The sequence below is a fragment of the Actinomadura vinacea genome, assembly GCF_039532545.1.
GTDB lineage: Bacteria > Actinomycetota > Actinomycetes > Streptosporangiales > Streptosporangiaceae > Spirillospora > Spirillospora vinacea.
The window spans coordinates 73,049-86,623 of sequence record NZ_BAAARW010000044.1; the positions used below are offsets into that span (position 1 = coordinate 73,049).

A 13,575-nucleotide genomic window follows, 5' to 3' on the forward strand; every position below is an offset into this window, starting at 1 on the left:
TCTGCTCCGGTTGGTCCGGTCGGAGCTATCGTCAAGACCTGTGGATCAAGATCTTTTAATGCGTTCGTCGCCTGGGTGATCTGGCGGTCAAAGATCGTGGATGTCGGGGCGGGAGATGGAGGCTTCGACGAACAGTCGGCGATAAAAGGGGCCAAGGCCGTCGGGGATGGTCAGGGACTGGAACGTCTTCTCCGCCGGCAGGAGGCGGCGGTGAGCCATCTCGAAGCGTGGATCCCACGGAGCCAGGCGCACTTCTGCTCGCCACATCGACCGGACCAGCACGAGCCCTTCCTGCGGACCCCGCACGCACACGCCCCGGCTGAACCCGAGGAGCCGGCAATCGAGCACCTCGGCGCAGGCCTCCTCACAGATTTCGCGGCGCATCGTGTCGACCCAGTGCTCATGTCGCTCGGGGCGACCGGCGGGCAGGCCCCACCGCTGTCCGTCTTTGCTGACCGCGACGATCCGATCGCCGGTGACGCACACCGCCTCCGCGCCGTGTGGCGTACCCGGCGGTGGGTCAGGAGGTGGATACCACGCAACGTGCCATTCCTGGCTGTTGATCGATGCGGTGAAGTCGACGCCATTCCCGGCGATGTCGTTCATGGTTTCGCTCCAGCGAGGATCAAGCGGCTGTGGGGACAGGGGCTTCGTCGGGTCGTTCGACGAGGTGGCCGCGTTCGAAGCGGGCTCCGGCACCGACGAGGGCGACCGTCGGCGTTCACTACGCTGGGCACGAGTGTGCCTTCCCGACCCACGCGGCAACGCGGTACGCCTTCCCGAGCCCGATCCACAGGATCTGAGCATTGCTTGTCCGGTCGCCTCAGTACGGAGCGGGTATCAGTGGTCGATGAACTTGCGGTGTCCGTACGGGCAGGAGCCTGAGTAGTAGTCGAAGCCGTGGTCGAACGTTGCCTTCAGCTGCCAGTGCTGTCCGCAGTAGGGGCGAAGGCAATGCCGACAGTAGAACGGTGCGTACTCCTTGTCGATTTCGTGGAGTACCGATGCGGCGTCGGCGCCCGCGTTTTGTACTGCGGTGGTTGTCGCCTCGTAGTCGGTGACCTGCATGGAATACTCGGTATAGGGCAGGAAGCCGCTCAGCCTGATGGTGCCGGAGCTGGTCGAGTCGGTTAGCTGGATCTGGTGGAGCAGGTCGGTGTTGCCGTCCGCGTAACGCCCTCCATTGGGCACAAGCTCCACCATCGCCGCCGCCTGGTCGCATCCAGGGAAGCGGCAGAGGATCGCGAGCCGCGTACGGGGAAGTTCTGTCATGTTCGCCAATCAGCTGGTCGGGGACGTGTGAGATTCCTGGGAAGTCGATGTCCGCCTGGTGTAGGAGGTCGAACATTAGCTCTGTTCGACAACGAAGAACTTTGTCAGATCCTCCTGCTCGCTGAGCCGGGCAGCGCCAGCTGTGCGAGGATGACCCCTGTCCTTCCCGAGCGCCTCGCATGAGGAGTTCGGTGGTGTCATACCCGACAGCGCCGTGTGAGGCTTTACGACAGCGTAGGGAGTGGTCGTTCTTGCCGGTTGGTTCTCCGTGCGATCAGCCTCTCACGCGACCCGATCGGTGACTTCATTCTCCCCACGCAGTCGAGCATGTCACTACTCCGGTGTCTCACGGATCGGTGATTACCTCGTCTGAGATTCGCTCCTTCTTGGTCAACGGTGTGTCGCTGGCGGTCACGGCGTGCGCGCCACTGCTGACGATCACACGGCAATGACGGTTGGCGCACCACGATCTATTGCCTGGCGGCGGAGGCCGTTGTCGGCGTAGATTCCGAGGTGAGTCACCTGAGCGTCGCCACTGAGGGGATGGACGCGGCATGGACTAGGATGGAATCCCGGTGTGATCCTTGCTGGCCTTGCTTCGCTGAGGGAGAGAGGTCCGCTGCCGCGCGAGGGCTTTGAACTGAGGCCGCCGCTGGAGTTGGAGTACGTTCTTGCCTTAGAGCGGAGTCACGAGGTCCGTTTGCCTGAGTCGTATCGCAACTTCGTCCTTCAGGTCGGTGACGGCGGGGCCGGTCCGCACCATGGTCTATGGCCGCTTCATCGGTCCGCCCGGTGGGTGGGCCACGGGCCGCCCTACGGGCCCGGGTATCTGGCCATACCGTTCCCGTTCACCACTCGCGTTCCCGCGGAGTGCTTCGACGAGCTGGACGACGACGGGGATTACGACGACGTGCTGACCGGGTCGATGATCATCACCGAGATCGGCTGCGGTGCGTTCTTCCGACTGATCGTGACAGGACCGGCCAGCGGACAAGTCTGGCGTGACGAGGTGAGCGTAGGCGGTGCCCTCGTGCCCGGCCCTGACTTCGGCGAGTGGTATCTGAGTTGGCTACGGGGAGTCGGTGCTGTCAAGGGAACCCCCACCGGTCGTCGCCGACGGCTGGCCGATTGGCACTCATCCTCGCTGGTCTACCGCGGGCCGGGTTCTGAGCAAGGTCGTTAGCCGTCCAGCACGGAGGCCACACGGAACCGAGAGAGGGGATCGGGCAACGGAGCCGCGCAATGTGCGATCGGTTGCGGCAGCATCTGCTGCCACAGCGACCTCTGATTGTGATCGTTTTGGGGGTCCCGGTAGCAATCGCGGAAAATCCAACGAACCTGTCCGTGACCTGTGGCGATCCCTCCGGACTCGGCAAGGGGTTTCGGCGGCGGCACGCCGTACGGCCAGCAGGACCGGATTGGGTCGGAAACCGGCGTCAAGAGCCTGACCTGCGGTGATGCTGTTCCAGAGACGGGACAGACCTTGCGTTCTGTCCCGTCACGCTCATATCCGTTGGTTTTTCGGCCGTTGCTACCGGGACCCCTACTACCGGAACCCCTATCGGGAGTGGAGGAGCGCGTTCGGGCCAGCGTGGATGCGGACGTCGCGGCGGATGCGGGCGGCCAGGAGCTCGACGAGCCGCTCGCGCTGCTCGTCGCTCAGGTGCTCGGGCGTGCGGGCCATGGGGCTACCTCGATCTCGTGGAGGGGGACGCCTTCGCGGAGCTGGGTGTGCAGGTCGACCAAGCGGCGGAACGCGACGTTGTCGCGGCGGTTGAGCGCGGTACGGGCCGGCTCGGGCAGCTGGGCCCAGCAGTCGCCGCACAGGTAGTGCCGGGCGAGCTTGGTGCCCTGGCAGGAACGGCAGACGGTACGGGTGTCGGGCACTGCAGGCTCCTCAGATGCGGTGGAAGGCGGTAAGCAGGGTCACAAGCCGACCAGATGCGCCACGTCACTGCCCACGCTGTAGACCAGCAGGCCGAGGGCGCAGCAGAGCCCGAGCGACCGCACCACCCGCTGAGCGCGCGGGACACCCACCGGCCCAGCAGCGCATCCCAGATCCGTCCGCCGTCGAAGGGGAAGAACGGCAGCATGTTCATCAGCCCCAGCGCGAGCGACATCGCCGGAATGAGATGTATCGAACGCAAAGAATGATCAATCTCGACCCGTTCTATATCAACATCGTGCCGTAGGCGACTCCATGTATCATATGACCATGGCTTCATGCACGGATAGGGCACAGCACAACCTGAGGGTGGACCATCACCTGTTCTTCCTCGCCGAACTGGAGGAGCGCCCCAATATTCCGGACTTCACCAACCGACTGATCGCGGTCGCGCCGGGTTTTGCGGCAGTCAAAACCGGTATCTTCTCGGGATATGTGCGGCTGGTCGTCGAAATCCACCACCAGGCGCCGCCCGTGAGCGTGGACGAGTGGGACGAGGCTGTAGAAGTCACACTCGAAGCCACCGAAGGTGAAATGGAGGTTGCCGCAATGATGGATTGGGCACCTCCGTTTCCGATTCTCACTCCTGATGGTCCAGGCCACTACCGGACGCGAGTCCATGCTCGGGGCAGGGACACCGCGATTGATTCTGCGGTCCAGGATCCGGTCGAGGACTACCTGATACAGGTATGGCCAGCGCCGGCGAAACCACAAATAATCTACAAACAGACTGACAGGTACGGTGCGCAGTGGGTCCTACCCGAACCTCGCAATGATTCGTAGGCTGGCATTTGTATGCAGGGGGCTTTTGTTGAATGAACATCAGCCATCGTTTCGTTCAGTGCGCCTGAGTACTCCAGCCTGAACGTGAGGTTTTGACTGACCAGGATTGGAGCGCATTACGGGCCACCTGCTAGAACTGGCCAGGCTAACCGAATTAGCGACTCCCATCACGCTGTTCAATTACCCGCGCCGACCGTGACCAAGCCATCCCCGCTTAGATTCGATGACCCGTTATGTTCAAGCCCCCTGAACGGTGCTCCGAGGAAGGATGTAAATGTCATCACTAAAGGGGAAGATCGCTGCTACCGCATTCACAGCGTTAGCAGTGTTCGCACAGGGAATCGCCGCCGCCCCGGCCGCGAGGGCAGACATTCAGCACAGCCGCGTCGTCAGCGAAAATCCTGTGGACAACACTCCGCACGTCCTCGATGGAACGGTGCGAGGAATTGCCGTCGTCGGCAACAAGGTCATCGTCGGAGGCGACTTCAGCAAAATCCAGAACGCTGCGACAGGATCGCCGGTAATCGAGCAGAACCATCTATTCGCCTACGACAAGACCACAGGACTGATCGAACAGAACTTCAAACCCCAGATCGTCTTCAAGCCCGAGACTCCCCCCACCATCTACGCCGTCGCACCGGGGCCGGACAACACCGTCTTCATCGGTGGAAGATTCGAGACCATCAACGGAACGACCACCAAAAGGCTCGCACGGCTTAACGTGTCCACCGGAGCGGTCGACACCAGATTCAACCGGTCCACCATCGACTTTGGTGTCATCACCTCTCTCGTCTCGCGCGGAGGCTTCCTCTATGCCAGCGGTGAGTTCGGAACGATCACCGACACCGTCACGAACGAGCACCGGTCCAATCTCGCGCGCCTGGACCCCAATACCGGGGCGGTAGACCCGGCCTTCAACATCATCGCGTCCGACAAGCGACGTCAAGCGGCGCAGCTCAACGTGCGCAACATGGCCGTCGACCAAGCGCACACCAAGCTACTGATCAACGGCACCTTCACCAAGGTCAACGGTGAGTCACGGCCGCAGATCGCCGTGATCGATCTGGCCTCCACCCCGACACTATCGAGTTGGGCCACCGACGACTACTCAGGTGAATGCCATCCGGACTATCACACCTACATGCGGGACATGGACTTCTCACCCGATGGCTCCTACTTCGTCGTCGTCACCACAGGCGGCCCCGGCTATGGGATCACACGCCTGTGCGACACCGCCGCCAGGTGGGAGACCAACCGGACCGGCCCCAGGCAGAGCCCCACGTGGGTGAACTACACAGGAGGGGACACCCTGCTGTCGGTGGCCGTGACCGGCCCAGCCGTCTACGTGGGCGGACACCATCGCTGGTTGGACAATCCGCAGGGCTACAACAGCGCTGGCCCCGGCGCTGTTGAGCGTCCTGGGATCGGAGCAATCCATCCAGAAACCGGCAAGGCCAAAGACATCGCCTGGAACCCCACACGCAGCCTGGGTGTCGGCGTGGAAGCATTCGTGGCTGTCCCTGAGGGCCTAATCGTAGGCAGCGACACCGACCAACTCGGGCGCGAATACCACGGCCGCATCGGCATGTTCCCTCTGAACTGATCAACCACTCAATCAAGCGTAGAAAGGTCATCCACGTTCCGCTTGCGCGGACACGCCAGGGCCGTGACGTCCAATATCGCAGCCCTGCCACGGTTGTTACCGCCAGCGCAGCACAGGCTTTCGAAAGGGCAGGCGAAGAGAAGTGGGTCGAAGATTGTTTTGACCTCGTAGTGCATTGAGGTGGCGGTCTCCTGTGCATGCCGAACGACAACGGGCGCCGCCACGCTGATCGACTGGGCGACGCCCCCGGAGGTGTGCCGCCGTCGAACTGCTCGTGCTGCGGCACGAGAACCATGTACTCCGTCGCCAGCTGCGTGGTCGGCCGCAGTGGGATCACGGCGACCTGGCTGTGGTTGGCGGCGTTGTCCCAGCTGGCTCACCGCCGCCGGTGGGCGGACATCTTCCCGGTCACCCCAGCAACGCCCCGGCGCTGGCACCGCCACCTGGTCGCCCGCAAGTGGACCTACACCGACCGGACGGCCGTCCATCGGCGTTTCGATCAGGATGCCGAGCGTGTGGATAGCGCGGGACAGTCCGGCCTGGGGCACCGGAGGATCCGGGGTGGGCTGGCCCGGCTCGGGTATGTGATCGCCGCGTCCACGGTGTGGGAGATCCTTAACACCGCCGGCGGCAAGCTGGACCCCTTCAAGCCCGCCGCATCTTCCTCCGGCAGCAGCAGGACGTCGTTATCCAGCAGCTCGTCGCCGATGCGCCATCAACCGTGCCGCACGGCTGTTCACCCGCCTGAATAACACCTGCTGCTCTGATCGCCACTATCCGGGGGCCTCCGCCTCAGGAGCCCCACGGGCTGCGACGTCCTCCGGCCGGACGTCAGAGCACACCTGCTGTGATCAATAGTCCTGGCACGGCCGCTCGGTCGAGGGCAGGGCGGCTAGTTCCGGAACGCCACTCGGTGCCCGTGGCGGCGACCGTTGTTGTCTCGGTTTGTGTCGGCGAGCCAACATGGAGCCAACATGGGAACAAAGCCGGACATAAAGAGTGGCGGTCAAACCGGTACATCTTTGAGGTTTGCCCTGGTGAAGCGGGGTGCGCCGTCAGGGACTTGAACCCCGAACCCGCGGATTAAGAGTCCGCTGCTCTGCCAATTGAGCTAACGGCGCTTGTCGGTGGGGGGTGGTGGAGCTTGCCCCTTGGCGACATCCAGAAGGTTAGCAGGACGCGCCGACCTGTGCGAATCGATTAGTCCTTGGCCGGCAGGGCGCTCATCATGCCGCGCCACAGGGCGATGGCGGTGGCTCGGGAGTCCACGCCCAGCTTGGCGTAGATGCGGTTGACGTGGTTCTTGACGGTCTTCTCGCTGAGGAAGAGCTGGCGGGCGATCTCGCCGTTGGAGCGGCCGCTGGCGATCAGGTCCATGACCTCGGCCTCGCGGGCGGAGAGGCCGTGGGTGATGCGGCTGGCGTCGCGTATGTGGCGGAGGAGGTCGAAGACTGTGAAGCCGGGCGGGAGGTGGCCGGTGGCGCCGTCGGGGACGGCGGAGCCGTCCGGGGTCAGGACGAAGACGCGGGAGAGGTGGGTGATGGACGGGGTGTGGTGGGCGCTGTCGGTGCAGAGGAGGGTGATGTCGGGGCGCAGGCGTTCGGCCAGGGGCACCGTGTTGGGGCCATCGTTCTCGGCGACGATCTCGAGTTGGGGCCCGGCGGCCAAGCGTGTGATGACGTCGGCGCGGGCATGGGGATCGGCGACCGCAACGAGAACGCGCAGCGGGGCCGTTTCGTCGACACTCATCCCGTCTCCGGTGGGGTGGGCTACGAGCATAACCGCCCGATCACCTGGAGCCAATGCGGGCCTGGCGGATCCCCGCCAGGCCCGGGGCGGTTACGCGCGGCTGCGGCCGAAGGCCGCCAGGGCCAGGGAGCCGAGCACGGCGATGCCGGCGGCGATGGCGAACATGCCGCCCCAGCCCAGCCGGGACTCCACGAGATAGCCGGTGGCGGCGGGCGCGATGATCGAGGCGGTGGTGGCGAACATCTGCACGGCGCCGGAGACCGAGCCGTAGGAGGCCGCGGGGACGGCCTCGCCGACGATCAGCCAGTACTGGGCTCCGGTGAAATAGAGGAGGAACACCACGACGGTCATGAGGGCGACGGCGCTGAAGGTGTTGCCGACCTGGCCGAGGAAGCCGAACAGGATGCCGGTCGCCGCGAGGCAGAGGATGACCGTCCAGCGGCGGGGCGCGCCGGACTTTCCGGTTCGGCGGACGAGCCAGTCGGTGAAGACGCCGCCCAGGGCGAGGCCGGCGCAGCCGCCGATCCAGGGGACGGCGGCGCCGACGGCCAGGCCCTCGATGTCGATGCCGCGCTCCTCGGTGAGGTAGGTGGGGAACCAGTTGAGGAACGTCCAGAGGATCCACGCGTACCCGAAGTAGGCGATGGCGGTGGCCCAGACGGCGGGGAGGGAGAGGTTCCTCCACCAGGGGCGGTCGTCGGTGGGAGCGGTCTCTTCTTCTTTGGCGTCCTGGCGGATGTGGGCGAGTTCGGCGGGGGAGACCCGGGGGTGCTGCTCGGGCGTGTCGCGGACGACGACGAACCAGCCGATGGCGCAGAAGATGCCGACCGCGCCGAAGATGATGAACGGCAGCCGCCAGTTGTCCTGGGTGGCCGACATGATCGCGACGACGATCGGGGTGCCGATCGCGCCGCCGAGCGGGGTGGCGGCGTTGGCGACGCCGACGGCCATGCCGAGTTCGCGCTTGGGGAACCAGTTGTGCATGACCTTGGCGGTCACCGTGGCCTGCGGGCCCTCGCCGCAGCCGAACAGGAGGCGGACGATCAGCAGGCTGACGAAGCCGACGCCGGCGGCGGTGAGCGCGGTGAACACCGACCAGACGATCGCGGCCCAGCCCATCACGTTGCGCGGGCCGTACTTGTCGGCCAGCCAGCCGCCGATGAAGCCGAACGGGGAGTAGGTGAAGGCGAAGGCCGCCAGGATCCAGCCGAAGGCCGCCTTGGAGATGTCGAGCTCCGACATGATCACGGGGGCGGCGACGCCGATGACGGCGCGGTCGGCGTAGTTGAGGGCGAGGATCACGAAGTCGGCCGCGAGGACGGCGTACCGGGTCCGGGTACGGCGGCCCGCGGCGAGGAGGGCGGAGGTCATGGGGGTCCTTAGAAATAGCAGCGGGCGACCGCGACCACCGTGTCGGCGTCGTCGGCGATCACCGCGGTGAGCCAGCGATCGTGGGCGGTGCAGGGGTGCGAGATGCCGAGCCGGACGAGGTCGCCGGGCGCGGCGGGGGAGTCGGCGGGGAGCCGTGCATAGGAGTGCTGGTCGTTGAGGGCGGTGATCTCCCAGCCGTCGGCCGGGCGGGAGCGGCCGAGGCGGTCGCGGACCTCCAGGGGGACGGGGAGGCCCTCGTCGTGGTTGAGGTCGCGGCGGCCGGCGCCGAGGATGGCGAGATCCGGTTCGGGACGGGTCAGGACGGGCGCCCACACCTCGATGGCCGGTACGAGGCCGGACAGCGGGGAGAGGGCCTGGTAGAGGCCCTGGTCGTGGGTGAGGTAAGCGCCGGGCCGGGCGATGACGGGGAATCCGTGCCCGGTGAGCTCGTCGGCAACCAGGTCGAAGTAGAGGCTGCCGCCGGCGGAGATCAGGGGGTTCTCGCACTGGGGCAGGACGGAGATCATCGTCTCGCGCAGCCGGGCCAGGTAGCCGCGTACGGCCGACAGGCCGGCTTCGTCCCGGGCGTGGCTGACCGAGCCCTCGTAGCCGGACACTCCGGCGAGAACCAGGTGCTCGCTGGACCGTACGGCCGAGGCGACCGCGGTGACGGCTTCGGCGGTGCGGCAGCCTCCGCGGCCTCCGGCGTGGCCCACCTCGATCAGGACGGAGAGGGGATGCTCGACCGAGTCGTCGAGCAGTTCCACTCCGGCGACCGAGTCGACGTAGCAGTGGAACTCGCGGTCCTCGGCCGCCGCCCAGGCGGCGGCCTCCCGGGCGAAGGAACGTTCCACAAGCTGGTTGGCCATCAGGATCCGGCGGTGCCCGGCGGCCATGAAGACCCTGGCCTGGTGCGGTGTCGCGACGGTGATGCCCCAGGCGCCCTCCCGCATGGCGTACTCGGCGATGTCCGGGGAGGAGGTGGTCTTGAGGTGCGGGGCGAGCAGGAGGCCGCGGTCGGCGGTGTACCGGCCCATGAGGGCGGCGTTGTGCCGCAGCGCCGAGTCCCGGAGCACCATGAGGGGCCAGGAGAAGCCGGAGTCGAACAGCCTGAGGCCGCGCTTCCCGATCGCGTCCAGTGTCTCGCCGGCCAGGCCGGGCGGCAGGCCCTTGAACCGCAGGCCGACCGGCCCGTCGTGGAGCGGCCCGGTCATCGCGTCCCCTCCCTGCGCAGCAGCGCCTCGACCACGTCGCGGGCGGCGTGCAGCTCGTCCAGCGGGACGAACTCGGCGGGCATGTGGGCCTGGGCGATCGCGCCCGGCCCGAAGACCACCGAAGGGACCGCGTCCATGGCGATCTTGGAGGCGTCGGTGCCGTGCCCGACCCCCTTGGGCGCGGGCTCGTGCCCGGCCGTGCGCAGCACGTCGGCGAAGCCGCGGACGAACGCCGAGTCCGGGTCGGTCTCCAGCGCGTAGTCGACGACGTGCGGGTCGGCGACCTCGACACCGTCCGGCCAGCGGGACAGCAGCCGGTCGCGCAGCTCCCGCCACACCTCGTGCGGGTCCTCCCCGGCGACCGTGCGGCGGTCCAGGGTGAGGGTGGCGCGCTCGGCCAGCACGTTCGGCCCGGAACCGCCCTCGACCATGGTGACGGCCAGGGACGGCGGGCCGACCAGCGGGCGGGCCAGGGCGTCCAGGGCGGGTGCGTACTCGTCCGCCAGGTACGCCGCGATCCGGGCGGCCGTGGTGATCGGGTTGGTCTTGCCCCACGGCTCGGAGCTGTGCCCGCCCGGCCCGCGCGCGGTGATCCGGCACCGCATGCAGCCCTTGTGCGCGGTGACCATGCGCAGCGAGGTCGGCTCGCCCACCACGGCCCCGATCGGCGCGACGCCCCGTTCGGCGAACTCCCGCCGCATGGCCTGGACGCCCCGGTAGACGTGCTCCTCGTCGACCACTCCGGCCAGCACGACCGTGTACGGCCGCGGCCCGCCCCTGGCCAGCGCCGCCATCGCGGTCATGAACACCGCGAGCGGGCCCTTGGCGTCGCACGATCCCCGCCCGTACAGCAGCCCGTCCTTGACGACCGGCTCGTACGGGTCGACGGTCATCCCGTCGGTCTCGACCGTGTCGAGGTGGGTCTCCAGCAGCACGGTCTCAGCGCCGTCGCCGTCCAGCGTGACCAGGACGTTGCGGCGCCCGTCCGCGACCTCGCTCAGGCTCGCGCGCATCCCGTTGCCTTCGGCCCAATCGGCGACGAACTCGGCCAGCGGCGTCTCGGCGGGCTCGGCGCGCTCGCGCGGGTTGACGCTGGGGATGCGGATCATGCGGCCGAGCAGGTCCTCGATCTCCGGCAGGCTCATTCCCCGGCCACCGCGGCGAGCGCGTCGATCTCCACCAGCATCACCTCGTGCGGCAGGTCGACGAACACGGTCGTACGGCACGGAAGCACGCCGCTGGGGCAGTTGTCCTTGATGAACTCGCCGTACGCCTCGTTCATCGCGGGGAAGTCCGCGCGCTTGGTCAGGTAGACGCGCAGCATCAGCACGTCCTCAAGGCTCGCGCCGCCCGCCGCCAGGATCGCCTTCACGTTCTCGAGCGTGCGGCGGGTCTGAGCCCTGACGTCCCCGGCGTGCACGTACTCGCCGCTCACCGGGTCCTGCGGGCCCTGGCCGGAGACCTGCAGCAGCGGGCCCTTGCGGACGCCCTGGGAGAACACCCACGCGGGTGCGGGCGCTCCGTCGGTGCGGACCTCGGTCTTGCCGTTCGGCGCGGTGGTCAACGTTCTTCTCCTTCGATGTGGCCGCACTCCGCGGAGATCGCGCGTGCGGTGCGGGTCAGCTCGGGCAGCAGCCCGAACACCTGGTCGCGGTCGAGCACCATGGTCGGTACGGAGATCGACATCGCCGCGGCCACCCGGCCGCCGACGTCGCGGATCGGTGCGGCGACGCAGGTGATGAACGTTTCGTGCTCGCCGTCGTCGACCGCGTACCCCTGCCGCCCGACCCGGCGCAGCTCGGCCAGCAGCCGTTCGGGACCGGTGATGGTGCTCGGCGTGAACGGGGTGTAGTCGATCCCGGCGGCGATCTCCTCGCGGCGGACGGGCGGCAGCCCGGCCAGCAGCACCTTGGCCATCGCGGTGGCGTGCAGCGGCATCCGCAGGCCGATCCGGGAGTACATCCGGATCTGGTGGGGGGCCTCGTACTTGTCCAGGTAGATGACCTCGTCGCCCTCCCGGACGCCGAGGTGGACGGTCTGCCCGGTGGACCGGTTGAGCCGGGCCAGGTGCGGGGCGGCGACGCCGCGGACCTCGCGCCGTTCCAGCGCCGCGTCGGCGAGTGCGAAGAGCCGGGAGCCGAGGTGGTAGCGGTGCGCGGCGTCGTGGTAGGCGAACCGCTCGCCCTCCAGGACGCGCAGCTGCCGCAGCACGGTCGACTTGTGGACGCCGGTCGCCTGCGCCAGGTCGTCCAGTGACCGCGGGCCCTCGGAAAGCTCGACGAGAATGCGCAGCACGCGGGCCAGGCTCTGGCTCATCGGCCCTCCTACCTGCGAAGTCTCCAGCGAAGTGTCGGAGACATTACGACAGGCGAGGCAAAGGGCGCAATAAGCGTTGCATCACACGCAACGCGTGAACAGGGGGGCGAAACTGGCGAAGGGCCTGATCCCGGGATCCGCCATCGGCAGGGGTGAAGCAATGAGCGGCCACACGGCCACGCATGTGCGGCGTGCGGGACCATCCGATGGCGCCCGGCTGTGCGTGGGCTGCGAAGACGCTCAGGGCGACGCGCTAGTCGCAACGTTGGAGTGTGACCGGGCGATCATCAGGAGCCGACGAGCCTGCCGGACAACTCGGTGGCGTAGAAGTCGAAGAAGCCGTCGACGTCGGGGCCCGCGTTCATGAGGGTGAGGTGGTCGAAGCCGGCGTCGGTGAACCGGCGGACGACCTCCAGGTGGCGGACCGGGTCAGGGCCGCAGCCGAAGGCGGCGTGCATGTCCTCCTCGGTGATCGACGCGGTGGCGGCCTCGAAGTTGATCGGGTTGGGCAGTTCGGCCTGCACCTTCCAGCCGGTCAGGCCGAAGCGCATCAGCCGGTGGGCGGACGCGGCGGCGGCGGCCTCGTCCTTGGCGTAGGCGAGCGGGACCTCGCAGTAGCGGGGGCCCGTGCCGCCGGCCTGCGCGTACGCGCCGATGACGTCGGACGCCGGCTCCGTGGCGAAGAGCCCGTCGCCGTGGGAGGCGGCGATCTCGGCGGAGCGCCCGCCCGAGGCGGCGACGATGATCTGCGGTCGTTCGCCGGGGAGGTCGAAGACGCGGGCGTCGTCGAGCGAGAGGTACTTGCCCTCATACGACTGGTAGCCGCCCGACCAGAGCAGGCGGATGATCTCCAGGGCCTCGCGGAGCATGGTGTGGCGGACGGTGACCGAGGGCCAGGGGGCGCCGGTGACGTGCTCGTTCAGCCGCTCGCCGGAGCCGACGCCGAGGGTGAAGCGGCCGTCGGACAGCAGCGCGGTGGTGGCCGCGGCCTGCGCGACGATCGCCGGGTGGTAGCGCATGAACGGGCAGGTCACGCCGGTGGCGAGGTGGATGGTCTCGGTACGGGAGGCGGCCGCGGCGAGCATCGACCAGACGAAGCCGCTGTGCCCGTGACTGTAGAGCCAGGGGTGGTAGTGGTCGCTGACCTCGACGAAGTCGAAGCCGGCGCGCTCCGCCTCGCGGGCCTGCCGGACGATCTCCTTCGGCTCGTATGCCTCGGCGAACAGCTTATAGCCGATCTTCACGGCTGCCTCCCATGATGGTCGAGGGGAGGTTTTGCCCGTGGGCGAAGGAGCTACACGCGAAGGGCCCGGTCGTTGACC

General features: G+C 67.5%; 15 protein-coding genes, 1 tRNA gene and 1 pseudogene. 4 read left to right on the forward strand and 13 right to left on the reverse strand.

What is annotated here, in order from left to right:
* Positions 1-87: 87 nt before the first annotated feature.
* Together ABD340_RS44570 and ABD340_RS44575 are read right to left on the reverse strand one after the other, a co-directional pair.
* Positions 88-606 carry an NUDIX domain-containing protein gene (locus ABD340_RS44570; RefSeq protein ID WP_344597841.1) on the reverse strand — a complete coding sequence of 173 codons (519 nt, stop codon included), beginning with the start codon at positions 604-606 and terminating at the stop codon, positions 88-90.
* 234 nt (positions 607-840) lie between these two features.
* On the reverse strand, positions 841-1,272 hold the full coding sequence (locus ABD340_RS44575; RefSeq protein WP_344597843.1) for a hypothetical protein: 432 nt from the start codon (positions 1,270-1,272) through the stop codon (positions 841-843).
* 577 nt (positions 1,273-1,849) lie between these two features.
* On the opposite strand from ABD340_RS44575, the gene ABD340_RS44580 reads away from it, so the two are divergent.
* On the forward strand, positions 1,850-2,455 hold the full coding sequence (locus ABD340_RS44580; RefSeq protein WP_344597844.1) for an SMI1/KNR4 family protein: 606 nt from the start codon (positions 1,850-1,852) through the stop codon (positions 2,453-2,455).
* A gap of 375 nt (positions 2,456-2,830) precedes the next feature.
* Here ABD340_RS44580 and ABD340_RS48245 read toward each other — a convergent pair whose 3' ends face one another.
* From ABD340_RS48245 to ABD340_RS48250, 3 genes and pseudogenes are all read right to left on the reverse strand, one after another.
* Positions 2,831-2,956: a hypothetical protein gene (locus ABD340_RS48245; protein ID WP_425547537.1), complete on the reverse strand. Its 126-nt coding sequence runs from the start codon at positions 2,954-2,956 to the stop codon at positions 2,831-2,833.
* On the reverse strand, positions 2,932-3,159 hold the full coding sequence (locus ABD340_RS44585) for a hypothetical protein (protein ID WP_344597846.1): 228 nt from the start codon (positions 3,157-3,159) through the stop codon (positions 2,932-2,934). The genes ABD340_RS48245 and ABD340_RS44585 overlap by 25 nt, the downstream gene beginning before the upstream one ends.
* A gap of 188 nt (positions 3,160-3,347) precedes the next feature.
* Positions 3,348-3,497: pseudogene (locus ABD340_RS48250) on the reverse strand (hypothetical protein); the annotation flags it as partial.
* 29 nt (positions 3,498-3,526) lie between these two features.
* Here ABD340_RS48250 and ABD340_RS44590 point away from each other — a divergent pair.
* The 3 genes from ABD340_RS44590 to ABD340_RS44600 all read left to right on the forward strand — a co-directional run bounded on the left by ABD340_RS44590 (position 3,527) and on the right by ABD340_RS44600 (position 6,355).
* Positions 3,527-4,000, forward strand: a complete 474-nt coding sequence (locus ABD340_RS44590; protein ID WP_344597847.1) for a hypothetical protein — start codon at positions 3,527-3,529, stop codon at positions 3,998-4,000.
* A gap of 325 nt (positions 4,001-4,325) precedes the next feature.
* Entirely contained in the window at positions 4,326-5,603 is a 1,278-nt protein-coding gene (locus tag ABD340_RS44595) for a delta-60 repeat domain-containing protein (RefSeq protein WP_344597849.1), read from the forward strand.
* 197 nt (positions 5,604-5,800) lie between these two features.
* Positions 5,801-6,355 carry a hypothetical protein gene (locus tag ABD340_RS44600; protein ID WP_344597851.1) on the forward strand — a complete coding sequence of 185 codons (555 nt, stop codon included), beginning with the start codon at positions 5,801-5,803 and terminating at the stop codon, positions 6,353-6,355.
* Positions 6,356-6,651: 296 nt separating this feature from the next.
* Here the strand turns inward: ABD340_RS44600 and ABD340_RS44605 are convergent.
* The 8 genes from ABD340_RS44605 to ABD340_RS44640 all read right to left on the reverse strand — a co-directional run bounded on the left by ABD340_RS44605 (position 6,652) and on the right by ABD340_RS44640 (position 13,497).
* A tRNA-Lys gene (locus tag ABD340_RS44605) sits at positions 6,652-6,724 on the reverse strand.
* A 79-nt stretch (positions 6,725-6,803) separates the two neighbouring features.
* Positions 6,804-7,352 (reverse strand): response regulator transcription factor, encoded by a 549-nt coding sequence (locus ABD340_RS44610; protein ID WP_344597852.1) that lies wholly within the window; start codon positions 7,350-7,352, stop codon positions 6,804-6,806.
* Positions 7,353-7,442: 90 nt separating this feature from the next.
* Positions 7,443-8,723 carry an MFS transporter gene (locus tag ABD340_RS44615; protein ID WP_344597854.1) on the reverse strand — a complete coding sequence of 427 codons (1,281 nt, stop codon included), beginning with the start codon at positions 8,721-8,723 and terminating at the stop codon, positions 7,443-7,445.
* A gap of 8 nt (positions 8,724-8,731) precedes the next feature.
* Positions 8,732-9,937 (reverse strand): alanine racemase, encoded by a 1,206-nt coding sequence (locus ABD340_RS44620; protein ID WP_344597856.1) that lies wholly within the window; start codon positions 9,935-9,937, stop codon positions 8,732-8,734.
* Entirely contained in the window at positions 9,934-11,082 is a 1,149-nt protein-coding gene (locus ABD340_RS44625; protein ID WP_344597857.1) for a M20 family metallopeptidase, read from the reverse strand. The genes ABD340_RS44620 and ABD340_RS44625 overlap by 4 nt, the downstream gene beginning before the upstream one ends.
* A complete protein-coding gene (locus ABD340_RS44630) occupies positions 11,079-11,501 on the reverse strand; it encodes a RidA family protein (RefSeq protein ID WP_344597859.1) in 423 nt (140 codons plus the stop codon). Before ABD340_RS44630 ends, ABD340_RS44625 begins: the two co-directional genes overlap by 4 nt.
* Positions 11,498-12,253, reverse strand: coding sequence for an IclR family transcriptional regulator (locus tag ABD340_RS44635; protein WP_344597860.1), 756 nt, complete (start codon positions 12,251-12,253; stop codon positions 11,498-11,500). Before ABD340_RS44635 ends, ABD340_RS44630 begins: the two co-directional genes overlap by 4 nt.
* A gap of 287 nt (positions 12,254-12,540) precedes the next feature.
* Positions 12,541-13,497 carry a TIGR03557 family F420-dependent LLM class oxidoreductase gene (locus ABD340_RS44640; protein ID WP_344597861.1) on the reverse strand — a complete coding sequence of 319 codons (957 nt, stop codon included), beginning with the start codon at positions 13,495-13,497 and terminating at the stop codon, positions 12,541-12,543.
* Between the last annotated feature and the right edge of the window lie 78 nt (positions 13,498-13,575).